Consider the following 24,126-nt stretch of genomic DNA (forward strand, 5'->3'; position numbering starts at 1 on the left):
CTTTCTTATCAACTGTCTACTAACTCTTACGCAAACACCCTCATATCCGATTTCTGTTCGACAATTCACAGCTTTGCTCTACACTGCCTCCGGGCTGTGCAATAGCCTTTCATCGCACCAGAACCAGACAATCAATCGTAAACGGTTGACTACTGTCGGATAACAGATGCAGGCTTTGTACCTGGATGCCATTCACCACAGCCAGTTCAGACAACCACTCTCCAAGAAAATACTGCCACCAGCTGCTAATTTTAAATATATAAGTCAATACATTCCTTCCAGGAGGCTAAGGAATTGCCATGAATGACCAGACCGTTAAAAAGCTCGCCCTGATTATTGCCGCCAACTGCACCAGGGAGTCTGAACTCCATGAAAGCCTGAAACAGGGAAAACTCTCGCAAGAACAGCTCAACAGTTTCAACCAACAGATGTCTAACAAGCTCTATACCTTCCTGACCTACCTGCTGAACAAGCCCGCTGATGAGTATTCCGTTATGATGGAAGCTCTTGCCAAGCATTTCCCGGACAACTGGGAAACACCTGAGCTTGACCAGAGTTTTTTGAACCATTCCAGCCAGAATCAGCTGCCCAACCCAGCACGGCCTCACTGAACAACCGGTTCAGGCCTGCCTGCAGAGCTAAACCGGTCTATGCTACTGCCGAAATAAAAACATCATAAGGCAGCCACTATGACCTCGTCTTATCTCCTCAGGCACCGCCTGCGACTCACTCGCTTATGTTTTTTTGTACTGTTTTGGATGACGGTAATGAATTCAGAAACAACCTGCTCAGCCCCCCTCCAGCGCCTCTCGCCGATCCACAATGATGAACTGATCAACTCATTGTCTTCATTGCTGGATGAGCTGGATGTACCGCACTCTATGGATCTGAACTCCATCATTAATGCTTCCCAGCGCTGGCGCAGAAAGCCGCACCAGGAACGTTGGGAAATGTCGGATATAAAACTGGATTTCCAGAAGCAACAAAAAGTAATGGCGCATTTGCATAAGATCGGGCTGGTCGATGAATTAAAACCTGTCAGCCAGCATTTCGAATATGCCCTGCTGCTGGGTGCGACGGTGCCAAGAATGGAGAACCGCCTGAATCAGCTGGTGAAACTATGGCATGAAGGCATTCGCTTCAATCAGATCGTGTTCCTGGTAGGACAGCGCCCGTTAACCACAGGGATTGACCAGGTCGACACTCTTATAGACAGGATGATTGGCAAAAATGCGCCTGAAAAAGTCCGTAAAAACGCTCGCCCGCAAACGGAAACGGAAGGTGCCCGTCTGGTTTTTGAAGCGACTGCAATGCCAGAAGGTATGCGCAAGCTGCCAGTTATTTACATAGATACGCCAAGATACTGGCAGGATACCCACTGGCAACGAGCCAACACCCGCGACACTCTGGAAAGGTGGCTTAAGGAATACAAAGCACCCAACGGTAAACCGGCTGGCGGCAAAACTCTGGTGGTCTCTGATCAGCCCCACGCTCTCTATCAACAGGAAGTGGTCAGGCAGGCGCTGCCAGAAACCTTTACCACTGAAATCACCGGGAGCGCAGCAGGAGACGAAACCCGAACCGTGATATTTCTTGATGCCCTGGCATTGTGGTTGCACAACCTGCAAAAGCGGGTATCTGCTATCAAGAAATAGTGGTTATAAATAGTCACACCCCCAGCCGGGCATCAACCTCTGCTCGCAACCCAACTGGTCTAAAATTCTGGCAACAACGAAATCCACCATATCCTCAACCGACTCAGGTTTATTGTAAAAACCGGGGGAAGCCGGAATCACAACAGCTCCCATCCGGGTCAGTTTTAACATGTGTTCCAGATGAATTTCAGAGTATGGCGCTTCCCTGGGCACCAGAATAAGCTTCCGGCGCTCTTTCAGGGCCACGTCTGCGGCGCGTTCAATCAGGTTATTACTGGCCCCCGTGGCAATGGCCGATAAAGACCCGGCACTGCACGGGCATACCACCATTTGGCTGGGTGCGCCACTGCCTGAGGCCACCGGAGACATCCACTGTTCATCACCGAAGACCTTAACCTGGCCTGCCTTAGCACGGGCATAGTCGGTTAGAAACGCTTCCAGCTTAGAGTTATCTTCTGGCAACGTCATGTCAGCTTCAACCGCTGATACGACCCTTGCCGCCCTGGAGACCAGGCAGAACAACTGTACCCCGGATGCAACAAGGCATTGCAACAATCGAAAACCATACTGAACACCGGATGCTCCGGTAATTGCCAGCGTTATTCGTTGTGCACTCTTTTGCACGTCAGTTTGCTGGTCAGCCTTCCATTCAGACACATTGATATCCTGATAGTGAGTTTTTTATCTACGTTTTTTTAACGCTTCAAGCAAACGGCTATGAATTTTTTCAAAGCCACCATTGCTCATAACGATCCAGTGTTCATCGGGCTGTGCCGATGCCAGCAGATAATCAATAATTTCAGTGGTTGATTTCATCACCTTTGCGCTGACGGGGCTGTTTTGTGTAATGGCATCTTCCAGCCAGTCAATCCCTTCAGGCGCAAACCATAGCACTTCCGAAGCTGCGGCGGTTGACTGAGCCAGTACATCTTTATGATGCCCCATTTTCATGGTGTTAGAGCGAGGCTCAATAATCGCCTTGATGGTTTGCGGCCCAACCTTTGCCCGCAGACCTTCAAGGGTGCTGGCTATGGCGGTTGGGTGGTGAGCAAAATCGTCGTATATATACACGCCATCCGCTTCTCCCACCAGTTCCATACGACGCTTAACGCCACAGAAAAGCGACAGCGCCTCACAACACTGGGCAGGTAAAACACCAACATGCCGGGCTGCGGCAATCGTTGCCAGGGCATTGCTGACATTATGTCGCCCCTGATGTTCCCAGCGAACCTGACCAACAATCAGGCCATTTCTGAGCACTTCAAAATGACTGCCGTCCTCTTCCAGAATATTGGCAGACCACTCACAACTATTGTCGCTTAAACTGACCTTCTCCATTTCCGACCAGCAACCCATGCCAATGACATCCTCAAGGGCAGTATCCCCACCCGGCATAATTATCCGGCCCGAAGCGGGAACTGTTCGAACCAGGTGATGAAACTGTTTCTGAATAGACGACAAATCCGGAAAGATATCCGCGTGGTCGTATTCCAGATTGTTCATGATCAACGTTCGGGGATGGTAGTGAACAAACTTGGAGCGTTTATCAAAAAACGCCGTATCGTATTCATCAGCCTCAACCACAAAAAACGGTGTATCACCTGACCGGGCAGAAATACCAAAATTTTCCGGAACACCGCCTATCAGAAACCCCGGAGACATCCCCGCGTATTCAAGCACCCAGGCCAGCATACTGCTGGTTGTCGTTTTTCCGTGGGTACCAGCCACCGCCATAACCCATTTATCACGCAATACCTGCTCAGCAAAAAACTGAGGGCCAGAGGTATAGGGAATACCTTTGTCCAGAACCTGTTCAACAACAGGGTTGCCCCTGGTCATGGCATTACCGATGACGACCAGATCAGGGCTGAGTTGATCAAGAACCTCCGGGTCATAACCCTGAATAAGGTCAATGCCCCTGGCTTCCAGCTGTGTACTCATGGGGGGATAGACATTCTGGTCTGCACCACTGACGGTTAGCCCCATCTCCTTTGCCAGCAGAGCCAGACTGCCCATAAAAGTGCCGCAGATTCCAAGAATATGTATGTGCATCCAGCAACTCCAGGCAATGATGAAAGTGGAAAATAGAAAATCAAAAACCTGACTAGTTTACTATGAAATTACTGAAAAATTCATAACACCTAAATCAGGGGGATACCGTATTCCCTCAACTTTCAGTATGATTTTCCAGAACAAAAAGAACCATATTCGCTCAAAGATACAACACTCGCTACGAGAACTTTTAAGTATGTCAGCCAAACACGCATTCTATGCCCAGTCAGGTGGTGTAACCGCCGTTATTAATGCCAGCGCCTGCGCCGTTATCGAAACGGCTCGTCGCTATAAAGACAAAATCGGAAAAGTCTATGCCGGACATAACGGCATTCTTGGCGCACTTCGGGAAGAGTTGATCGATACCAGCCTTGAGTCCGAAGAAACCATTGCCGCACTGCTGCGAACGCCGGGCGGAGCTTTTGGCTCCTGTCGCTACAAGCTGAAACCCATTGAAGAGAGTGAAGAAGAATACCGTCGCCTGATCGAAGTGTTCAAAGCCCATGATATCGGTTATTTTTTCTACAATGGCGGCAACGACTCCATGGATACGGCTCTGAAGGTTTCCCGCCTGAGTGAGAAGATGGGTTATCCACTGACGTGTATTGGCGTCCCCAAAACCATCGACAATGACCTGACAGTCACGGACAACTGTCCGGGCTTTGGCTCTGCCGCAAAGTACCTTGCCGTCTCCACCAAAGAGGCCAGCCACGACATTGCCTCCATGTGCGATACATCCACCAAGGTATTTATCATGGAAGTCATGGGGCGGCATGCAGGCTGGCTGGCAGCCGCCGCCGGACTGGCTGCCCAGGAGGAAAACGACCCTCCGCATATCATTGTCTTTCCGGAAATCCCCCTGAATAAAGAGCGTTTTCTGCGCAAGGTGAAGGAAACCACAGAAAAAGAAGGCTACTGCGTTATTGTTGCTTCGGAAGGTGCCAGATACGAAGATGGCAGCTTTGTGTCCGCATCAACCACCGTCGTTGACTCATTTGGTCACCATCAGCTCGGCGGTGTGGCTCCGGCGTTATGTACCACCATCAAGCAGGCGCTGGGTTACAAATACCATTACGCCGTAGCGGATTACCTGCAACGCTCTGCCAGGCATATTGCCTCTCGGGTTGACGTTGAACAGGCTTACGCCGTTGGTAAAGCAGCCGTTGAGCTGGCAGTGACAGGAAGAAACGCCGTAATGTCTGCCATCATTCGCGAATCCAATGCCCCCTATCGCTGGTCCGTGGGAGAAGCAGCGCTGGAAAAGGTTGCCAATTTCGAACGCAAAATGCCCACTGACTTTATTGCTGAAGACGGTTTTGGAATAACCAAAAGTTGTCGTGAATATCTTGAACCCCTGATCGAAGGGGAAGAATATCCCACTTATCTCAATGGCCTGCCACGCTTTGCCCGATTAGAGAAAGTCATGGCGAGGAAAAAGCTCAACACACCATTCAACACTTAGAATTCTGATAACTATTCGCCCGATCAAACTGGGCGAATAACTTTTATTTTAAACGACCACTGACAAATAGTTATTCATACCTACACAAAAAAAGGCAAAAGAACCAAAAAAATCCTTTTATCTAGAAACATCAACCGCACCCCCATAGGCAACAGAAAGATTAACAAAAAATTGATTTATATCAATAACTTATAATGCAAAGTATTTGTTAAGGTTTTACAAAATAAAAATAAAAGGGGACTGACGATTAAATAGATAACACTCAAGGTAATTATAAATGCATAATACGAGTAGCGCGGCGAGCGACTCAGATAATATAAGCGCTAGCCCGACATTGATGGATCGCTTTCTTAACGGTATAGAGCGTACAGGTAACCGCCTTCCTGATCCGGGTATGCTGTTCGTTTACTGCCTGGGCCTGGTTCTGGTGCTGTCTGCACTGTTTTCCATGGTCAGCTTCAGTTACATCAACCCGCGTACCGGCGAAGCTCTGCAGATTGCCAACCTGATGGATGCGGAATATCTTACCGGGCTATTTGCTTCCATGGTAAAGACCTTCACCGGTTTTGCTCCTCTGGGTATGGTTCTGGCCTCCGTAATGGGTGTGGGTATTGCGGAGTCTTCCGGCTATATCAACATTGCCCTGAAAAAAATGATTCGTATCACCCCGGACAAACTGCTGGCTCCTGCCGTTGTTTTCATTGGTGCGGTTAGCTCCATCGCTACGGATGCCGGTTATGTACTGGTGATTCCAATTGGTGCGATCATCTTTAAGGCGGCTGGCCGCCACCCGCTGGCTGGTCTGGCTGCGGCATTTGCCGGTGTATCCGGTGGTTTCTCTGCGGGTCTGCTGCCCTCTGCGCTGGACCCGTTGCTGCAGAGTTTCACCCAGTCTTCAGCACAGCTGCTTGACCCGGATTACCAGATGAACCCTCTGGCAAACTTCTACTTCACCTTCTGCTCTACCTTCGTGGTAACACTGATGGGCTGGTTCGTCACTGAACGTATTGTTGAGCCTCACCTGCAGTCTGTTGAAGTCAGCGAAACCGAAGCTGAAACCACCAGCATGGGCAGCTACAACGCTCAGGAAAACCGGGCGTTCAACATCAGCTCCCTGGTTCTGCTGGGCATGGGTGCTGCCCTGTTCGCCCTGTGTTTACCGGAAGCGTCTCCAATGCGTACCGCAGATGGCAGCCTGACTGCGTTCACATCGCCACTGATGCGCTCTATCGTGCCATTGATTTTCCTCTTCTTCCTGGTTCCGGGTGTCATTTACGGTCGCATGACGGGCACCTTCAAGAATCACCGTGACATTATGAACGGCATGAGTGATTCCATGAAGACCATGAGCAGCTACATCGTTCTCGCGTTCTTCTGCGCCCAGTTCCTGAAGGCATTCGGTGACTCAAACCTGGGTACCCTGCTGGCGCTGTCTGGTGCAGACCTGCTGCAGGCAATGAACCTGCCAGGCCAGATAACCATTATCGGTATTATTCTTTTGACGGCTGTCGTTAACCTGTTTGTGGGTTCGGCGTCTGCAAAGTGGGCGATCATTGGTCCAATCTTTGTACCTATGCTGATGGCTGTAGGCATCTCTCCGGAACTGGCACAGGCGGCTTACCGTATCGGTGATTCCTCCTCCAACATCATTACCCCGATGATGGCCTACTATCCGGTCATCATTGTATTCGCCCAACGCTATGTTAAGAATGCGGGTATCGGAACCATCGCCTCCATGATGATGCCTTACTCCATCTTGTTCATGGTTGGCTGGACCGCCTTCCTGCTCCTGTTCTGGGCTCTGGGTCTGCCTCTGGGTATTGGTGCCACTTACGCTTACCCGGTGATGTAATGCGCATCGACTGACAGAAACATCACTCCCACACATGATAAAAAAGCCCGCAGTTGCGGGCTTTTTTATACACGGCTTTACCAGACTTTTAACGATTTAAAGAATCGGATTTCCTTAACGCTTTTGTTCCTGAACAATAATGACGGCAAAGACACCCCAATCGCCAAAGACAGCAAAGTAAAAGAAGCGGTCAAACCATTATGCGCAGTGGTTGACAGCAACTCTAACGGGGCAGACTGGGTACTGCTGATTTCCAACAGCCCCATCATGGTGCGATAGGCAAAAACACCCGGCACCATAGGAATAACGGCAGGAGCCATAAAGACAGTGGTCGGAGTATGCACCCAATGAGCAGCCTGTATCGCCAGAACACCAATGCTGCACGATGCAATAAGGGTTGCAATAACAAGGTTGAGTCCAAAAATCATTCCCGCGCTGCGCAGGGCGTAACCAATCACTGCTAATGACGCCACCACCCAGAATGCCCGCAAAGGGACAGTAAACAATGTCGCAAAACCCAAAGCGGCCATCGCTGCCCACAAACAGCGTTCCAACAAAATCCACCCAGTCATGCCAAAACCCCCAGAGTTGCCGAGCTTAAAATAATGCCGATGGCGATAGCGAAGGAAATCACCGCACCTTGTACACCCCGGGCATGACCGATGACCGTATGCCCATGCATCAAGTCAATAACGCTGTTAATCATAGGAACACCCGGAATCAGAAACAGGACGGAGGTCGCAACGGCTATCTCGGGAAACTGGCCCAGGCTACAGATAATACCCATACCTGACACCCCACTGGCGACAAAAGACGCACAGGCAATGCTCAGGACAACATTATAACCTCGCGATAATAATGAATGGCGGGTTAAAAAGCCCGAGCCCGTTGCCAGGCCAGCCAGAATGACCGGGTAAGTTTCACCCCCGGCAACACGACAGAATGCCATGCCAGCCAGCATAACCATGATAACAAGGGCCGCTTTAGGGTAATGAGGGAGTTTTTTTATCCGTTCAACTTCTTTCTGAACAGCGCTCAGGTCCATTCGCCCTTCATGGGTTGCCCAGCTTAACCGACTGATCGCTGAAACGACTCCCATGTGTACCCCATAAGATTTAATCTGCCGAAAGGCAGTGTAATGCGGCCCCGGTTTTTGATTGGCAGAAATTGTCAGAGTGATACCAGACAGGGAGAAAAGCAGATCGGCATGATAGCCCAGTGATTCAGAAATACGCTGAATATTTCGATTAACCCGTTCAGTATGAGCACCAGACGACATTAGTAGTACAGCTATATCCAGCAAAAGCTTTGAACACCGTCGCTGGATGTTATCCGGGGATTGGATTGAGGGTTCCATAGGTTGCCTGAAATAAAGTTCTCAACAGGGTAGAGAACTATACTGCAGCAGCCTGCCAGACTGTTAGCCTGTTTTCGGAAAAACTATAAGCTGACAATAAACGACTATTAATTTTTATATATAAATTTGTCGTCGTATAAAAGTACTATTTTTTGCGCGTTCCCGATATTGCGAATGAACAACATAACTTATGATGGAGGTTGGAATTTCAGCTCATTAAAGTATGTAAACCTTTCTGAAGGGGCCTCGCTGCTGTCGTTTGGTTTCAATGAATGGCAGGTTTAGTATTTTATTTGTAATACATTGTTGGCGTAGTAGTAGCAATACCCGCCTTTTTGACTTATAAACCTGCACCAACCTCCCCTGTAAAAGTTATGAGGAGCAGACTATGAGTCAATACATGTGGATGCCTGACACCAAAAGAGCATCACGTCCCAAGGTTTCAGCATCAACAAAAGCGGCTCTTAAAGAGCAGGCTGACCAATGGGTTGAAAGCTATCTTAAGCCGAAACATATTAAGCCTCCCCCCGAGGATCACGACTTTAATTATCTGGTGGATATTTTCACCAAGTGGCACGGCAGTTTTTTCTATTTCTGTGGTACTTATCACTGCCCAAGTCCCAGGGCTATCAGCCCGTCTTTTGAGGTAAAGATTGCCCGTATGGCGTATACCAATTAAAGGATGTACACAGTCTCATGTCAGATTTACAGCAAGCAATAGACTTAGAAACCGTTGATACGCTAAAAAAGCGTTATTTAACTTATTTTGGCGTTAAGCCAAAGCAAACTCGTAAAGCCTGGTTAACGGAGGCCATGGCACAAGGGCTCTCTGACCAGACACAGCTTCGGTCCTTTATACAGGGGCTTTCAGAGTTAGAGATGTCGTTTATCAGAGAATCCGTTTTCAACTACAACGGATTCATTGAAAAGCAGAGGTTCGAGGAAAAGTACCGAAGTTTTCCAGAGAAGCAAAGCGGTGACCATTTTTACTATAAGAGCGAGTTGCAAGACGGAGTCGATATATTTTTTTACCCTCATGCCGAACGTTATGGGCCGGCAAGAATTCCTGATCTCCTGTTATCATCGCTAAAACAAATCATTATTCCACCGAAGCCTGACACACTTCAAACCGGAACTCTGCCAGAATCCTTGTCTGATTATTATCAGACGTTTGAACGTGAGAAGCTGGCTCTGAGCGAGCTGCACTCCTTATTGATACTGCTTCAGAACAAACAGCTTAAAGTCAGTGAAAAGACCGGTGTAGCTTCATCGGCCACTTTAAAGAAGGTGGTCATCGATACCCACGAGTATTACCAAGAAGCTTCCTGTAAACAGGCCGCTGGCATGGAGTTCATAGTTTCTTACGGGTGGCTCCGGTTACTCGGAAACAGCGAACTCACCAGGCAATCAAAAACAGTACTGCTTCCGGCAAAGAAAAACAGCAAGAGCGCTGCTGAAACAATAAAAGAACTCTGGGAGCAATGGGTCACAAATTATTCCTATGATGAGTTTCGTCGTATCGATAACGTGAAGGGACAAAACGGGAAGGGGCGGCGATTTTTTACCGATGTGGTGACCAGAAGACAGGCGATCATTGCAGCTTTGGAAGAGTGTAAAAATAATGCCTGGGTCGATTTTCAGGACTTTGCCCGTTTTATGTTTATTACCGGTGCAGAACTGAAAATAACGACAGCCCCACATTACCTCTATCTCTTTAATCCTGAATATGGAGAGTTCTATGACGGCTCCTGGGAAGGGCTGGAAGTTCGTTATTTGCGCTGCTTTTTAGTGGAGTATGCCGCCACACTAGGACTCATTGACGTGGTCATGGTTCCCCCTGAAGGGGGCGGTCCTGATGATGATTATGCTGGTTATTATGATGGCATTAATGAAATGGATTGCTTGAGCCGTTATGACGGTTTGCGATATTTCCGGCTTACGCCACTGGGAGATTATGTACTGGGACTGACAGAAGACTATCAGGAAGAGGACGCTATATCGGCTGAAACAGGGCTCTCCATCCAGCGTCAGGGGCGTATTGTTTTTGATAACAGGCCAACTCCCTGGGAGCAGCGTTTTATATCGCTCTATGCCGAGCAAAATAATGATACTGCCTGGAAATTGTCTCGCAAAAAAATCATGGAAGCCCTGGAGGTTGGCGGTAATTCCGACGATTTAAAGAATTTCCTCCTGACCAGAGAAAGTCAGCCATTCTTGCCGGAAGACTGCGAAAGCTTATTGAAGCAAGCTGAAGCTAACCGCAATGGAGTGAAGCTCCAGAGTGAGGCACTGATTATGACCTGTAAAAATCAGGAGATTGCCGAGCTGATTGTCAACGACAAAGTGCTATCAAAATGGTGCCAGCGCCTGGGCAAGCTTCAGGTTGTTATACCCAAAAGCAAAGAAAAGAAGTTCAGGGATAGCCTTAATGCCATGGGCATTGGGTGTTTCTGATAGTTTCTATAGATAATTAAGAAAAAGGCTTGTTTTTATATGAATTGCATTTGTATTACATATGAAAACAGGCCATTCACCATCACCTATACCAGCTGCTCCAATAACGGGATCAGCTTGCGTTTCCGTTTATGGACAACCATTAAATGCTGAAGATAGGATTGCCACTCTTCGCTCTGGTTCTGTAAGAGGCAGAGTTCTTTAACATGCTTGAGTATACCGACAGCACCCGGATAGGCATCGACCTTGGTTATGCCAATAGCGTCCTCAGCTTGTTGTTTGGCAAAGGCTTTTACCCACTCCGGTCTTTCCCGCTTCAGAGTTTCAAGCATATCCATTGAGTTCTGTTCAATTCGATTAAACCAGAACCCTCGCTTTTCCAGACTGCCACAGGCCATGTCATATTCGCCTGCGTAGACCATGACGTCCTCGCAGTCATAACCAGACTGGCAATGACCCAGATAACGAGAACGAATATCAGGCCATAGCTCAGAAGCAGTATGCTTTTCCCTGCGTTTAAACAGTGATAGATCCGGAGATGCCTGCATGGCCAGGTCTGTCGCTTCAAAAAAAGTTTTTTCTTCGCTGGTATCATCAGGGTTTAAATGCTCTGACAGCCATTTATAGCAATGCCCGGTTTGGTAACGATCAAGGGCTGGTTTTCTCAGGGCAAACTCAGCCACTTGTAAAGCCTCTGTCCGGTGGTGCTCAAACAGAGATTGAATCAGGGTAAGGCAGTCATCAAGGTTGCCCAGGTACTCTGGGTATTGCTCCATGACCTGAGCAACTTTTCCCTGTTTTACCAGGTGCAGCAGGTATTCTTTGTGAAACCCGAAACGATTTGCCAGATCAAGGTAATCCTGATGCTGTCCCCAGCGGTCATAAACCTCGAGGTAGGTCGGGATAAGAAACTCAGCATTCTCTGACTCAAACGTCCAGTAGTCCTCCAGTACCCGTAAAGTGTGATCCAGCCGGTATCCCTCATCACCCAGATAGTCTTCAGCCTCGCCACCACAGGCATCAGCCGGGCTGGCAAGGTTTTCTATTTCTGCGCACAATTTGTCGATTTCCGGCTCTTTCAGCTCAGCCATTAAAACCGCTTTCGCCAGATATTGGTCCATAAACATAACAAAGGTTGAATAGTCCTCAACCTCTTTAGGCGGGTCTTCCCAGTGCCGATTGAACCAGTATTCATCCTCAGGCTCTTGCCAGTCCTTAATGAACATCCGTGTTAACGTCATCAGAAAATCAAGACCCTGCCGGTACTCTTCATCCTGCCAAAATGACTCCAGCATGCTGACAACGCCGTCTGTTTGATGGTTCACAATGCTGTTGATGTACAGCTGAAAGTGAATTTCGGGCTTTATATCTTGCTGATCGGAGGTTTTCCTGAGATGCAGGGCGACAAAACGACGAATGTCCTTCAGGGTCAATGTTCCGTTATCAACCTGTTGTTCTATAAACTCAGCCAGAACCTCTTTTTTAAGCGGTTCCAGTAATGTACGCACAGTATCCATTGGTCTATCGTTCACTCTTTCAGTCATTCCGGAAGGGCAAAATGTCATGATGGTAAATATCGAGCTGACTCCTTACGAAGGCGAACCCGATTGCAAAGAACGTTTGCACAGTATGGCAAAAGACCTGACTACACACAGAAAGAGTGTTTGTGTAGATATTGCTAAGCAAAATATATGAATAAGCCTCATATATTATGTTAAAGAGATTTTTGGGGCGAAGTTTGCCAACACGATATAACATGCTCAATGCTGCTGAAAAGGTTCAGGATATGAATGCCTCAGGTTTTGACCTGCATGAATAAAAAAGAATCCAGAGGAGAACAAAGAGAGGTAAGTCCATGTTCAATCCAATGCATCCCGGAGAAGTTCTCAAGGAGTCTTATTTGGAGCCGTTGAACATCAGTGTAACGGAGGCCGCCAAGCGTCTGGGAGTCGCACGCAAGACTCTTTCCGAGCTGATTAATACAAGATCTGATGTGAGTGTAGAGATGGCTCACAAGCTTGCAAAGGCATGTAATACCACTCCAAAGTTCTGGCTCAATATGCAGGTTAATTATGACTTTTGGCAGAGTCGGGATATGGACTTCGAAAAAGTGCAGGCCTTTGCCTGATACGCCTTATTTTACTACGGATGAAAGCCCGCTTTATGCGGGTTTTCTTTTATACGACGACAAATTTATATATAACAGTCAATAGTCGCTTATTGTCAGGTTATGCTTTTTTTCGTTGTCAGCTTATGGTTTTTCCGAAACCTGTATACGCACTACTGCTCAAATTATTCTTTCAGCTCATGTGCCATACGATAACCATTTCTGCCCGCTTTCTTTGCAACATACATGGCATCATCAGCCGCCTTAATAAGTTCGTCAGGGTCTTCGCCTGAATGGTTGGACGTTGCAATGCCAATACTGGTGCCTACCTTACGCATCTCGCCCGACAGATCATGAGGTATGGCAAACTGTTCCAGAATTTTTTCCGCAATCGTTCTGGCATCCTCCTGCTCGGCCACGTCATCCAGTACGATGGCAAACTCATCACCACCAAGGCGTGCCACCATGTCACCATCACGAACGCACTCCTGCAAGCGATTGGCAACACTCACCAGCAAAGCATCTCCGGCATCGTGCCCAAGTGTGTCGTTGACTTCCTTGAAGTGATCCAGATCCAGATACATGACCCCCGTATTCTTTTTCCGTCGTTCACTACGAGCCAGTGACATCTGCAGAAACTCCTTGAACAACGCCCTGTTAGCCAGCCCCGTCAGGTTGTCGTATTTCGCCATTTTGGTTAGCTGATCTTCCAGTTTCTTGCGTTCGGTGATGTCATTGAACACCAGCACCGCACCCTGTACCTGATTTTTTTCATTGACCAGAGCGGCCGCGCTTAACTCTGCAGGAAAGCTCCCATTGGACTGACGCCAGAGATCAGTGGCCATCTGGAAATTGCCACCGTTCTGTAAACAGTTCTCTTTCATTTCAGAGCTGTCCCAGGTCGTCATGGGGTCATCATCACCCGATGCATACATAAACTGACTGATGTGTTTCGCCAGCAATGATTCTTCGGTGCCGCCCAACAATGCGCAGGCTGTCGGATTAATGAAGGAAACCCTTCCGTCATTATCAAGACCTACAATCCCTTCGCTGGCGGAATCCAGCAAGAGTTTGTTTTTACGGCTGATCCATCGCAGTTGCCGGGTGACGTCTTCCAGCTCCAACCGCTGTTTTTCCAACTGTAAAAAGACTTTCACCTTCCCCAGTAAAATTTCCGGAACAATCGGTTTGGGAAGATAGTCAACGGCACCCGCCTTGTAACCTTTGTTAACGTAAGCCTGGTCCTTGTTAATCGCCGTCACGAAAATAATAGGAATGTTCGCGGTCTGCTTGTTGCTGTGCAGTAATGTGGCACACTCAAAGCCGTCCATGCCCGGCATCTGGACATCCAGAAGGATGACGGCAAACTGGTGATTCAACACTTCGGACAACGCAGCTTCTCCGGAGTCCACCTTACGAACCTCTGCACCCAGGGGCTTCAGAAGTTTGTCCATAGCCAGAAGGTTTTCCTTACGGTCATCGACCACCAGAATTTTCACTTTGCTTGTGTTACTCATAGGCTCCTTCCCTGAGCTGCACCTTTGCCCGGAACTCCTGTCGCTAAAAACTCTATTGCTGTTTTAAATAGTCAGCGATACCTGCCAGATCAAGAATGGCATCGGCACACCCCGTCTTAATCGCCGCTTTAGGCATTGCCTTCACCTCGGCAGACCCAGGTGACTGAACAACCACTTTCCCACCCGCTTCTTTAACCGCTCTTACACCTGCTGCACCATCGCTGTTGGCACCGGTTAAGACGATGGCTGTGACGTTTTCACCAAAGGCATCAGCGGCTGACTCAAACAGGACATCAATGGCTGGCCTTGAGTGGCAAACCCTGTCGTCAATACTCAGGCTCAACGTGTTACGGGACTCGACCTGTAGATGGTAATTGCCAGGTGCCAGATAAATGCAGCCGTTGTGCATGGGCAGTTTATCCTGCGACAACAAAACTGTAGTGCCTGTACGCTTGGCCAGAACATTCACCAGCCCTTTTTCATCGCCTATCCCCAGATGCTTACAAACCAGTATGGGAAAATTAAACTCACTTCCCAACTGTGAAAAAATGGTTTGCAAAGCACTAAACCCTCCTGCCGAAGCGCCAACCACCACGATACGTTCAACGGATGATGCTGCGGTATCAGACATCAGACTTTTTTCCTGAAGATGCGCTGATGCCGGTCAATGGTTTCAAGCTGCTCTGACGATTGACTGAACTGAATATTTTCCCGACGCCCAAGGCACAAAATCCCCCGGGATCTCAAACTGTCAATCAACAGTTTCAGCACCCGGTCCTGCAACTCACTATTGAAATAAATCAGCACATTGCGGCACAGAACCAGGTTCATTTCACCGAAGACACCATCCGATACCAGGTTGTGGTTGGCAAAGGTAATATGCTCTAACAGCCGTCCATTAAATTTGATGGAGTCGTAACCCCGGCTGCAATACTTTTCCAATGACGAATAGCCACCGGACTTGCTGTAATTGCCTTCATACAGTGACAACTCTGAATCCGGATAAATACCACTGCGGGCAATTTTCAGGGAATTTTCATTAAAGTCCGTCGCGTATATCTGACAGCGATCCAGCAGGTTTTCTTCATCCAGCAAGATTGCCATGGAATACGCTTCCTGCCCTGTCGCACAACCAGCATGCCAGATTTTTATAAAAGGAAAGGTTTTCAACAGGGGAATGATATTCTTACGCAGTGCCTGAAAAAAGTCGGGGTCGCGAAACATTTCAGTGACGGTGACAGACATATCCTTAACAAAATGAGCAAAGGCGGTTTCATCATGGATAAACAGGGGAATAAGATCACTGATCCGGTCCGTTTTCGCCGCTCTCATGTGCTTGCGAATGCGCCGCATCATTGAAGCCCGGGCATAGTGGGTAAACTCATATCCGTATCGAGTTTTGACGGCTTCCAGCAACAGCTGCAGCTCCAGGTCCTGATAAGTCTCTGTCATTTGAATAACCACAGTTTCATCATGGCCACCAGCTTTTCCAGATCAACCGGTTTGGTCATATAATCATTAGCTCCGGCGTCAATGCATTTAGACTTGTCGTCTGACATGGCTTTAGCCGTGAGCGCAATAACCGGCAGATCCTTCAGTTGCGGGTTTTCCCTCATTTTTGTCATGGCTTCATAGCCATCCATCACTGGCATCATGATATCCATCAGCACCAGTTCGATACCCTCTTCTTCTTCCAGTTTATTCAGGGCATTCTCACCGTTATCAGCAATCAGTACTTCCAGCCCGATAGCCTGAAGACCTTTTGACAGGGCAAAGGTATTACGCAGGTCATCATCCACCAGCAAAATTTTGTGACCTTCCAGGGAATTTTCAGGCATACTCACGGCTTTCTGATTTGACCCTTTATTTTTTTCGATGGAATGAATAAACAGGCTGACCTCATCAAGCACCCGCTCCGATGCCAGGTCGCCTTTCAGAACCATTGAGCTACTGTATTTCTGAAGCTGGTTATGTTCTTCTTTATCGAACTTCCGGCTGGTATGAATGACGATCGACGGCATCTTGCCCCGCAATTTCTCGTACAGACTTTCCAGAAACGACAACCCGCTTATATCAGGCAGGTCAACGTCCATAACAATGCACTGCCACTCATGTTCCAGTTGTGAAGCCATGGCATCTGCTGCCGTTTTAGCTTCACCAACATTCAACCCTTTCTTCACCAGCAATTCCTTCATATGCGCCCGACTGCTGTCGTCCGCATCAAGAAGCAATGTATGACGGATGTCGGATGATATAGCCTGCTCAACCGTTGTAAACACGGATTCCAGATCCGCTACTGTCACAGGCTTCGTTAAATAGCCCACCGCCTGAGAATTTTGAATCTCATCTCTATCCCGGCCGGAAATAATATGCACCGGAATATCACGGGTTAATGGTTCGCTCTTGAGAATATTAAGAACCGCTTCACCATCCATATCAGGCAAACCAAGATCAAGCACAATAGCCCCCGGGCGGCTGGATTTAGCCAGCTCAATACCTTCCTGCCCACTGTGCGCCGTTAAACAGACATACTGATGGTTTTTCGCTATCTGGGATAAAATGGAGGAAAAATGCTCATCGTCTTCAATCAGCAGAAGCGTTTTGCCGTCTGAAGGTAATGGGGCAGCATTAACCTTAGGTGACGGTTTCGGTGTCGCTGCCATCTCCCGAACCTTTTTGCGAGCCTTTCCCTGAGCAGCAGCAGTTTTGTTGGTTGCGACACCTGACAGACCATCAGAAACTGCCGGTGAGTAACTTTCTGCCAGAATTTTTTCACCTGTAAGAGAACAAACGGCATTGTCTGGCAGATAGAGCGTAAAGGTTGTACCTTCATTTTCTGTACTGACAAGCCCAATGTACCCACCCAGCATGTTCGCCATTTCCCGGGAAATAGCCAGGCCAAGCCCGGTGCCACCATACTGACGACTGGTTGAACCATCCGCCTGCTGGAAAGCTTCAAATATAACTTTCTGCTTCTCTTTCGGAATCCCTATACCAGTATCCCTGACATCAAAGGCCACATAGGTCTCTTCACCATGCTCTGTTTGTCGGCTGGTATTGTGAATGCGAATATAAACACCGCCGCTTTCAGTGAACTTGAAGCCGTTAGAAAGGAAATTCTTAATAATCTGCATCAGCCGCTGACTGTCTGAAAGAATGCATCGCGTGGTGCCAGGGTCAACTTCTACGGAGAAGTCGAGCCCTTTGTCATCGGCCAGAGGCTTAAAGAGTGTTCTGGCGCTGGTACACAGTTCTTCAATATCAACATCTTCCAGATTAACTGCCATCTTGCCCGCCTCTACCTTAGACAGGTCGAGTATGTCGTTTATCAGGTCAAGCAGCTCTTTACCACCGTTGTATATGACCTCGGCAGACTCAATCTGATCTTCGCTCAGGTTGCCCTCATCATTGTCTGCCAGCATCTGCGCCAGCAGCAGCAGAGAATTCAGGGGCGTGCGAAGCTCGTGGGACATATTCGCCAGAAACTCTGACTTGTATTTACTGGCCAGCTCCAGCTCTTTGGCTTTTTCTTCCAGTGTTTTACTGGACAGCTCAATATCAAGGTTTTTACGTTCAATTTCAGCTTTCTGCTGTTGCAGCATTTCAGTCTTTTCTTCCAGCTCAACATTGGACTTCTGCATCTCCTCACTTTGAGCTTGCAGTTCTTCCTGAGACTCCTCCAGAATCCTGGCGCGGTTTTCCAGCTCATCATTCACAGCCTTAAGTTCTTCCTGCTGCTCACGCATGGCTTCTGACTGCTTGGTGGTTTTGCCCAGCAACTGGTTAACACGGGTTCGGTACTGGGCTGAGTTAATGCTGATCGCGACACTTTCAACGGACTGCTCAAGAAAGGCTTTGTGATCTTCGGTCAATGGCTTCAGTAACCCAAACTCAAGAACACCTTTTACTTCATTCTCATAAATCAGAGGCATCACAATAACCGACCTGGGAGAAGTCATTCCCAAACCCGACTCCACGGTCATGTAGTCGTCCGGCAGGTTGGTGAGCTCAATGGTCTGCTGCTCAAGCGCAGCCTGCCCGACCATCCCCTCACCCAGTTCAAAGCTGTTCTTGGTCTGCTTGCGCTGGCTCCAGGCGTAGGAGCCCATCAGCTGTAACTGCTTATCATCGTCCACGACATACATGGCGCCTGTCTGCATATCCAGATATTGCGCCAGATACGACACAATATTCTTACAGAGTTCAGCGATTTCCTGCTCTCCGCGAATACTGTTGTTCAGCCCGGCCTGTCCATCCTGCTGCCAGCTTTTCTTCTGGTTATCATTAATCACCCGTCGTAATTTTTCGGTCATTTCAGCAAAGCTGCTACTCAACTCACTGATTTCATTATGACCACTGATCACATCCACCTGCACATAGTCACCGGACGCTACCCGATTCACCCAGGAGGTCATGGTACGAATGGGTTTTACCAGCCTGCGGGTGATCACCAGGGCAATCATTAACACCAGCAGGATGGTGATTGCGGTAATAAACAACAGTCGGTTCCTGAAGCTTTTCACCGAAGCAAAAGCGTCTGTTTCCAGAACCTCCGAAATCATCACCAGTGGCGTGCCCGCCACATTAATGGGGTGAAAAGTACCCAGAACAGGCTGCTCGCCCGCATTTTCATAACTGAGAATATGAGACCGACTGGCAACCAGTAACTCTTTTGTCTTCGAAGGTTTCCCGGCTGCCTCCACATCCAGGCTCAAATCAGAAAACTCATTTTCACTTAATTCATCATGGTCATGGCCGTGATCGTGATCCAGGTGTTCATCAAGCTCAACAAACTCGAAAGTCTCATCATCCAGACGACTGATCCAGTTTTCGACAAGGGGGTTATTGACCCGAATCTTCATGGTCTGATCAGACCCCAGTTCTGTTCCGTAGCGAACATACCGGTCTATACCAACGAGGTAAGATTTCAGCCCTGCACCAAACTGGTTATCATTCTCGAATATACTCTGGACGTTATAAGCCAGTATCTGAACCGCCAGCACGCCATCCACGTCTTCCCGATCATTGATAATCGGCAAAATAAAGAAGCTAACGGGTTGGTCATGAATGGCAGGGTATAAATCCACATCCGCATAACGGGGCTCAGCCTGCTCTATGCTGTTTTTGACCGCATGAGAAAAAGAGGTGGTTTTAAGTGCTTCATCTTCAAACAGGTTTTTTCCAAGGTCGGAATAAGCGTTCACCGTGTAAAGAATATTGCCATTGGCATCAGCCAGAATGACATCGGAATAATCGTAGTAGCGCAGAAAATCAAGAAACTCTCTGGAATAGTCATCCAGTATGTAGTTGTAAGGCTCGGAGTAAACAAAATCATTCAGGCTGTTATTGGATTCAGTAAAACCTTTTTCAAGTTTCTGCAGAAAAGTCTGTGCAATGCCTGCCTTTATAAACAGGTTGGTGACCACCGAATCAAAGTAATCATTAATTTGCTGGCTCAACAGGAGGTTGATGGTGGTCAGCTCCTGATAACGGCTGTCAACAATGGCATCTTTTCCTTCCCGGTATTCAATAAAGCCAATGATTGCGATGGGGGTTAAAGACAATGCCATGAACCAGCTAAACAAAGTGGCTGCGAGCCCATGTCTGAATTTGGTTTGCGATTGTTGATTCTCTGCTTGCTTCATAAGGGGCAAATCCATTGCATCCTGATCAACCTGATGTTCAGGCTTTAACCCTTATTCAATCGCCCCCGCTGTAGAAAGGTTTAGCGGAAATTCCTCACAGAAATCCGCAAATAAGCTGTTAGCCATTCAGGCACCAAGATAAGCTTCCTGAACCGCTTCGTTGGTCAACAGAACGCTGCCCTGATCCTGCAGAACAATACGTCCGTTTTCCAGAACATAGCCCCGGTCTGCCAGCCTGAGTGCCTGATTGGCATTCTGTTCAACCAGAAAAACCGTTACACCTTCGCTCCGTAGCCTGTCGATGATCTCAAAGATCTGCTGAATAATAATGGGAGCCAGCCCCAGGGAAGGCTCATCCAGAAGCAGTAACCGGGGAGAACTCATCAGCGCCCTGGCAATGGCCAGCATTTGCTGCTCACCGCCGGACATGGTGCCGCCCCGTTGTTTTAAACGCTCCTTAAGCCGGGGAAATAGCTCTAATACGTGTTCAAGATTTCTCTGAAACCTCTCCCCTTCTGCAAAAAATCCCCCCATGGTCAGGTTTTCCTCAACCGTGAGGCGGGAAAAAATCCGACGACCTTCCGGTACAATCGCCAGCCCTGAACGCATAATCTCAGACGTGGGCCTGTGCGTGATGTCCTGACCGTCATAAATAATCCGGCCTGAGCTGGCTTTGGGTTCACCGCAGATCGTCATCAATAAAGACGTTTTGCCCGCCCCGTTCGCGCCAATCAGAGTAACAATTTCCCCCGGACAGATATCCACGCTGACGCTATCCAGCGCCTGAACCTTGCCATAAAAAGTGGATACCTTTTCCACACTCAATAAAGGCTTTCCCATCAACTGTTCAATCACACCATCAGACATGGTTCAGGACTCCCCCAGATAAGCCTTGATCACTTCCGGATGACTTCGCACCCTGTCCGGAACACCAGAAGCCAATGGCCGCCCCTGGTTAATCACATAAATACGGTCTGAAATATCCATCACCAGTTTCATATCGTGCTCAATCAACAACACAGAGACTTTATGATTTTTTCTAAGGTCTGAAATCAGCGCATTCAGCCCGGCGGTTTCATTAGGGTTTAAACCGGCAGCGGGTTCATCCAGCATAAGAAGCTCAGGTCGGGTCACCATGCAGCGGGCTATTTCCAGTCGCCGTTGCTGACCATAAGCCAGATTTCCCGCTTCCCGGTTGGCAAACTCAGACAACCCCACTTTATCCAGCCAGTATTCAGACTGCTCCAGAGCCTGCTGCTCACTGCGACGAAAAGCCGGTGTTTTAAACAGACCGGACAACAGGTTGGTGTTCAGGTGTCGATGCTGTGCCACCAGAAGGTTTTCCAGTACCGTCATGGATTTAAACAGCCGGACATTCTGAAAAGTCCGAACCAGCCCCAGGCGGGATATTTTAAATCCCGGCAATTGATGAATAGCCTTTCCCTTAAACCGGACTACACCACCCGTTGGCTTATAAAAGCCCGTCAGGCAATTAAACACCGTTGTTTTACCGGCTCCGTTTGGCCCGATAATGGAGACAATCTCTCCCAAACGAACTTTCAACGCGACCTGATCCACAGCCAGCAACCCACCAAAGCGCATACTCAAATCATCGGCTTCCAGTAACCATTCACTCATGAGGACGCTCCTGCTTCGAGAACCTGATCTTCAGAGGCTTTATTTTTTGTTTTTAATGTCAGGTGGGGACGTTTCATGGGCAATAACCCTTCAGGACGCCAGACCATCATGCACACCATCATCAAGCCAAACATCAGCATGCGGTATTCCTGAAACTCCCTCGCCAGTTCCGGCAGCATGGTCATAATCACCGCCGCAAGAATAACCCCCAGCTGCGACCCCATTCCCCCAAGCACAACAATGGCAAGAATGATGGCTGACTCAATAAAGGTAAACGACTCAGGACTAATAAACCCCTGTCGTGCAGCAAAGAAAGTACCGGCGAAACCGGCAAACGTCGCACCAATGGTAAAAGCAGACAGTTTAATCGCCGTTGGATTTAACCCCAGCGACCGGCAGGCAATATCATCTTCCCTTAAAGCCTCCCAGGCTCTGCCAATAGGCATTCGCAACAGACGATTGATGACAAACAGAGTCGCCAGCACCAGCAGCAGGGCAAGAATATAAAGAAAGATAACTTTATAAACGCCGCTGTAATCAATACCAAAAAACTCGTGAAAGGTCGTTCCGTCTTTGGCACGCCGGTTAAACTCCAGGCCAAACAGCGTTGGCTTGGGAATCCGAGAAATGCCATTAGGACCATTGGTCAGTTCCGTCCAGTTATTCAGCAGAATGCGGATAATCTCTCCAAACCCCAACGTCACAATGGCAAGGTAATCCCCTCTCAGGCGTAACACCGGAAAACCAAGAATAAAACCAAAGAAGGCAGCCAGCAGCCCACCGGCTAACAATCCGATCCAGAAATCCACGCCAAAGTACTGGCTCAGCAGCGCGTAACCATAAGCCCCTACCGCATAAAATCCGACATACCCCAAATCCAGCAAACCCGCCAGACCCACCACAACATTTAGCCCCAACCCCAGCATGACATAAATCAACGTCAGGGTAGCCAGGTCGATAGCGCCTCTTGAGGTATAAAATGGCCAGACAAATAAAGCGGCAATGGCAAAACAAAGCAGCAGCCTGCGGAGGTTGTTGAAAAAAGAGTTAAAAGAAGCAGGCTTTGTCGTCAGTACCGGCACAGCAGGTAAATACTGCCTGACTGACTTAAAACCATCATCCAGCCAGTCCCTGAGGAGCTGAAAGGCAAAAACAACGACTGTCCCTAAGGCGATTGACGTATAGACGGATGACTCAACACCCTCAACCCGCAGAATCATACCATCAGACTGAAGTCGTACACCCAGCATAAGGCTGGCAAGAACCACTAACACTACGGATGACAGAATGGCCGGAGTCCAGCGAAGTGTTTTCATACTTTTTCTACCTCTGGACGACCAAGAATACCTGTGGGTCTGAACAACAGAATCAGGACCAGCAGGCTAAAAGCAACAACGTCTTTATACTCACTACTGAAATAACCTGCTGTCATGGCTTCCGTTACCCCAAGAATCAATCCACCCAGTACCGCCCCGGGAATACTGCCAATGCCTCCCAGCACCGCCGCAGTAAACGCTTTTAACCCCGCCATAAAGCCAATGTAGGGATTAACCACACCGTAATACAGCCCCAGCAAAACCCCTGCCACAGCCGCCAGTGCCGCACCAATAACAAACGTCAGTGAAATAATCTGGTTGGTATTAATTCCCAGCAGTCCGGTCATACCCAGATCTTCAGCGCAGGCCCGGCAGGCTCTGCCCATACGGGAACGGGAAATAAACAGCGTCAGGACCGTCATCGAAATAAAAGTGACCAAAAAAATAATCACCTGCATATACGACAGGGTTGCATTAAACCCGTCCTCAGGCCCAAAGACCCAGCCACCACTAATCAGCCCCGGCATAGCAATATCCCTGGAACCTTGCGCCAGACGAACATAGTTTTGCAGAAAAATAGACATACCAATGGCGGATATCAGCGCTATCAGGCGGTTGCTGTTTCTTAAAGGACGATAAGCCACCCGCTCAACCGCAAAGCCGTAGGTACTGGTGATGATAATGCTGATAATAAAGGCAGCGGCAAGCATTAAAACGACACTGTCAATTCCCATCATGGCCAATGCTGCTAACACAATAAAGGCAACATAACTGCCAATCATGTAGAGCTCTCCATGGGCAAAATTGATCATGCCAATTATTCCATAGACCATCGTGTAGCCGATGGCGATGAGTGCGTAGGTGCTGCCTATTGTCAGTCCGTTAAGTACCTGTTGAATAAGGTAATATCCGGAATCCCCCATTCTACGACCTCTTTTTTATTATTCTGGTTAGAAGTGTCTTTTTGAGCTATTTCTTACTTTTCTTTATATAGTTTGCCCTGATTTTGCCCCAAGATGACAAGCCAGATATGATCTTGGGGCAAGTTGGGGCAAATTATGTAAATCCGAG

22 protein-coding genes are annotated in these 24,126 nt (G+C 48.3%); 8 read left to right on the forward strand and 14 right to left on the reverse strand.

What is annotated here, in order from left to right; translation table 11 throughout:
• Nucleotides 1-109 precede the first annotated feature (109 nt).
• Entirely contained in the window at nucleotides 110-268 is a 159-nt protein-coding gene (locus NX720_RS06415) for a hypothetical protein (RefSeq protein WP_262600164.1), read from the reverse strand.
• Nucleotides 269-299: 31 nt separating this feature from the next.
• On the opposite strand from NX720_RS06415, the gene NX720_RS06420 reads away from it, so the two are divergent.
• Together NX720_RS06420 and NX720_RS06425 are read left to right on the forward strand one after the other, a co-directional pair.
• Nucleotides 300-611, forward strand: a complete 312-nt coding sequence (locus NX720_RS06420; protein ID WP_262600165.1) for a hypothetical protein — start codon at nucleotides 300-302, stop codon at nucleotides 609-611.
• 156 nt (nucleotides 612-767) lie between these two features.
• Nucleotides 768-1,655, forward strand: a complete 888-nt coding sequence (locus NX720_RS06425) for a hypothetical protein (protein WP_262600166.1) — start codon at nucleotides 768-770, stop codon at nucleotides 1,653-1,655.
• Between the two features lie 3 nt (nucleotides 1,656-1,658).
• Here the strand turns inward: NX720_RS06425 and NX720_RS06430 are convergent, their stop codons facing one another.
• Both NX720_RS06430 and mpl read right to left on the reverse strand, forming a co-directional pair.
• The gene (locus NX720_RS06430; protein ID WP_318654097.1) at nucleotides 1,659-2,312 is read right to left on the reverse strand and encodes a flavin prenyltransferase UbiX; all 654 of its coding nucleotides are present in this window, start codon (nucleotides 2,310-2,312) and stop codon (nucleotides 1,659-1,661) included.
• Nucleotides 2,313-2,336: 24 nt separating this feature from the next.
• Entirely contained in the window at nucleotides 2,337-3,707 is a 1,371-nt protein-coding gene (gene mpl, locus NX720_RS06435) for a UDP-N-acetylmuramate:L-alanyl-gamma-D-glutamyl-meso-diaminopimelate ligase (RefSeq protein WP_262600167.1), read from the reverse strand.
• A gap of 196 nt (nucleotides 3,708-3,903) precedes the next feature.
• Here mpl and NX720_RS06440 point away from each other — a divergent pair, with 196 nt between their 5' ends.
• Together NX720_RS06440 and NX720_RS06445 are read left to right on the forward strand one after the other, a co-directional pair.
• The gene (locus NX720_RS06440) at nucleotides 3,904-5,169 is read left to right on the forward strand and encodes a 6-phosphofructokinase (RefSeq protein ID WP_262600168.1); all 1,266 of its coding nucleotides are present in this window, start codon (nucleotides 3,904-3,906) and stop codon (nucleotides 5,167-5,169) included.
• 337 nt (nucleotides 5,170-5,506) lie between these two features.
• The gene (locus NX720_RS06445) at nucleotides 5,507-7,021 is read left to right on the forward strand and encodes an AbgT family transporter (protein ID WP_262600169.1); all 1,515 of its coding nucleotides are present in this window, start codon (nucleotides 5,507-5,509) and stop codon (nucleotides 7,019-7,021) included.
• Nucleotides 7,022-7,098: 77 nt separating this feature from the next.
• On the opposite strand, the gene NX720_RS06450 is transcribed toward NX720_RS06445, so the two are convergent.
• Nucleotides 7,099-7,593, reverse strand: coding sequence for a threonine/serine exporter family protein (locus NX720_RS06450; protein WP_262600170.1), 495 nt, complete (start codon nucleotides 7,591-7,593; stop codon nucleotides 7,099-7,101).
• Entirely contained in the window at nucleotides 7,590-8,378 is a 789-nt protein-coding gene (locus NX720_RS06455) for a threonine/serine exporter family protein (RefSeq protein WP_262600171.1), read from the reverse strand. The genes NX720_RS06450 and NX720_RS06455 overlap by 4 nt, the downstream gene beginning before the upstream one ends.
• Before the next feature lie 388 nt (nucleotides 8,379-8,766).
• Here NX720_RS06455 and NX720_RS06460 point away from each other — a divergent pair, with 388 nt between their 5' ends.
• Both NX720_RS06460 and NX720_RS06465 read left to right on the forward strand, forming a co-directional pair.
• Nucleotides 8,767-9,057 carry a DUF3024 domain-containing protein gene (locus NX720_RS06460; protein WP_262600172.1) on the forward strand — a complete coding sequence of 97 codons (291 nt, stop codon included), beginning with the start codon at nucleotides 8,767-8,769 and terminating at the stop codon, nucleotides 9,055-9,057.
• 17 nt (nucleotides 9,058-9,074) lie between these two features.
• Nucleotides 9,075-10,832: a hypothetical protein gene (locus tag NX720_RS06465; RefSeq protein WP_262600173.1), complete on the forward strand. Its 1,758-nt coding sequence runs from the start codon at nucleotides 9,075-9,077 to the stop codon at nucleotides 10,830-10,832.
• 86 nt (nucleotides 10,833-10,918) lie between these two features.
• Here NX720_RS06465 and NX720_RS06470 read toward each other — a convergent pair whose 3' ends face one another.
• Nucleotides 10,919-12,364, reverse strand: a complete 1,446-nt coding sequence (locus NX720_RS06470) for a hypothetical protein (RefSeq protein WP_262600175.1) — start codon at nucleotides 12,362-12,364, stop codon at nucleotides 10,919-10,921.
• 323 nt (nucleotides 12,365-12,687) lie between these two features.
• Between NX720_RS06470 and NX720_RS06475 the strand changes: the two genes are divergently transcribed.
• Nucleotides 12,688-12,960 (forward strand): HigA family addiction module antitoxin, encoded by a 273-nt coding sequence (locus NX720_RS06475; protein WP_262600176.1) that lies wholly within the window; start codon nucleotides 12,688-12,690, stop codon nucleotides 12,958-12,960.
• A 164-nt stretch (nucleotides 12,961-13,124) separates the two neighbouring features.
• Here NX720_RS06475 and NX720_RS06480 read toward each other — a convergent pair whose 3' ends face one another.
• The 8 genes from NX720_RS06480 to livH form a co-directional block, all read right to left on the reverse strand.
• Nucleotides 13,125-14,456: a two-component system response regulator gene (locus NX720_RS06480; protein WP_262600177.1), complete on the reverse strand. Its 1,332-nt coding sequence runs from the start codon at nucleotides 14,454-14,456 to the stop codon at nucleotides 13,125-13,127.
• Between the two features lie 52 nt (nucleotides 14,457-14,508).
• Nucleotides 14,509-15,087, reverse strand: coding sequence for a chemotaxis protein CheB (locus NX720_RS06485; RefSeq protein WP_262600178.1), 579 nt, complete (start codon nucleotides 15,085-15,087; stop codon nucleotides 14,509-14,511).
• On the reverse strand, nucleotides 15,087-15,908 hold the full coding sequence (locus NX720_RS06490; protein ID WP_262600179.1) for a CheR family methyltransferase: 822 nt from the start codon (nucleotides 15,906-15,908) through the stop codon (nucleotides 15,087-15,089). The genes NX720_RS06485 and NX720_RS06490 overlap by 1 nt, the downstream gene beginning before the upstream one ends.
• Nucleotides 15,905-20,101, reverse strand: coding sequence for a response regulator (locus NX720_RS06495; RefSeq protein ID WP_262600180.1), 4,197 nt, complete (start codon nucleotides 20,099-20,101; stop codon nucleotides 15,905-15,907). The genes NX720_RS06490 and NX720_RS06495 overlap by 4 nt, the downstream gene beginning before the upstream one ends.
• Nucleotides 20,102-20,227: 126 nt before the next feature.
• Nucleotides 20,228-20,968, reverse strand: coding sequence for an ABC transporter ATP-binding protein (locus tag NX720_RS06500; protein WP_262600181.1), 741 nt, complete (start codon nucleotides 20,966-20,968; stop codon nucleotides 20,228-20,230).
• 3 nt (nucleotides 20,969-20,971) lie between these two features.
• Nucleotides 20,972-21,739, reverse strand: a complete 768-nt coding sequence (gene livG / locus NX720_RS06505) for a high-affinity branched-chain amino acid ABC transporter ATP-binding protein LivG (RefSeq protein ID WP_262600182.1) — start codon at nucleotides 21,737-21,739, stop codon at nucleotides 20,972-20,974.
• Nucleotides 21,736-23,055, reverse strand: a complete 1,320-nt coding sequence (locus NX720_RS06510) for a high-affinity branched-chain amino acid ABC transporter permease LivM (protein ID WP_262600183.1) — start codon at nucleotides 23,053-23,055, stop codon at nucleotides 21,736-21,738. Before NX720_RS06510 ends, livG begins: the two co-directional genes overlap by 4 nt.
• On the reverse strand, nucleotides 23,052-23,933 hold the full coding sequence (gene livH, locus NX720_RS06515) for a high-affinity branched-chain amino acid ABC transporter permease LivH (protein WP_262601541.1): 882 nt from the start codon (nucleotides 23,931-23,933) through the stop codon (nucleotides 23,052-23,054). Before livH ends, NX720_RS06510 begins: the two co-directional genes overlap by 4 nt.
• Here livH and NX720_RS06520 point away from each other — a divergent pair.
• Nucleotides 23,850-24,023: a hypothetical protein gene (locus NX720_RS06520; RefSeq protein ID WP_262601716.1), complete on the forward strand. Its 174-nt coding sequence runs from the start codon at nucleotides 23,850-23,852 to the stop codon at nucleotides 24,021-24,023. The genes livH and NX720_RS06520 overlap by 84 nt on opposite strands.
• The last annotated feature ends 103 nt before the right edge of the window (nucleotides 24,024-24,126 follow it).

Origin of the sequence: Endozoicomonas euniceicola, assembly GCF_025562755.1 — a bacterium.
Taxonomy (GTDB): Bacteria; Pseudomonadota; Gammaproteobacteria; order Pseudomonadales; family Endozoicomonadaceae; genus Endozoicomonas_A; species Endozoicomonas_A euniceicola.